Raw genomic sequence first — 896 nt, forward strand, 5'->3', positions numbered from 1 at the left:
GCAAGTAATAAAAAAAGATAACGACATAACGCAAATTAACAACGAAGAAAAACCCCCTGTTATTTTAAAAGATCCGCGCCATTGGCAGGTATCGTTAGATGCAATGCATAATACAGTACAAAAAATATCAGGCACAGCCCACAAAGCATTTAAAGGGACTAACTACGACTCGGCTGGTAAAACCGGTACCGCGCAAGTAGTTAGTATTGCCCAAGGTGAGCGTTACGATGCAGAATCTCTTAAAGAACGCCAACGCGATAATACAATTTATGTAGGCTTTGCACCTTATAGCGATCCTAAAATTGTGGTTTCTGTTGTATTAGAAAACAACCACGGCGGCATTCAAATAGCTCGCCAACTTATGGATTACTACTTTGCAGCCAACCCTGTTAATCTTGCAAGGAACGAGACACCATGACCGCTTTGCACGATAAACGCTCTATTTGGATGCGTATGCACCTCGACCTACCGCTGCTTATTGCACTACTTATAATGATGGCTGGCAGCATAATGGTTGTTTACAGCGCAAGCGGGCAAGAGTCTTCTATGATGATTAGGCATATGACCCGCATGGGCGGTGCGATTGTTGCTATGATTGTTTTAGCCCAGTTTTCGCCTGCCACGTTAAAGCGGTTAGTGATCCCACTTTATTGTGTTGGGTTATTAATGCTAGTCGGTGTACTTTTATTTGGAGTAAGCTCAAAAGGCGCGCAGCGTTGGCTCAATTTAGGGGTGACACGGTTTCAACCTGCAGAATTAATGAAGTTGGCAGTCCCGATGATGGTAGCTTGGTATATAGGTAGAAATCACTTACCACCTCGCCCGCTACATTTAATTATTGGTTTTATGATTGTAATGCTCCCTACATTATTAATTAAAGAACAACCCGATTTAGG

2 protein-coding genes are annotated in these 896 nt (G+C 42.7%); both read left to right on the top strand.

Annotated features, from left to right (window positions below; translation table 11 throughout):
• A partial coding sequence (locus H5072_RS20480; protein ID WP_259396015.1) for a penicillin-binding transpeptidase domain-containing protein occupies positions 1-418 on the top strand: 418 nt, incomplete at its 5' end.
• The coding region (locus H5072_RS20485; protein ID WP_182694638.1) for an FtsW/RodA/SpoVE family cell cycle protein at positions 415-896 on the top strand (482 nt) is incomplete at its 3' end. The genes H5072_RS20480 and H5072_RS20485, both read left to right, overlap by 4 nt.

It is taken from the genome of Pseudoalteromonas sp. SR45-5 (assembly GCF_014163565.1).
Taxonomy (GTDB): domain Bacteria; phylum Pseudomonadota; class Gammaproteobacteria; order Enterobacterales; family Alteromonadaceae; genus Pseudoalteromonas; species Pseudoalteromonas distincta.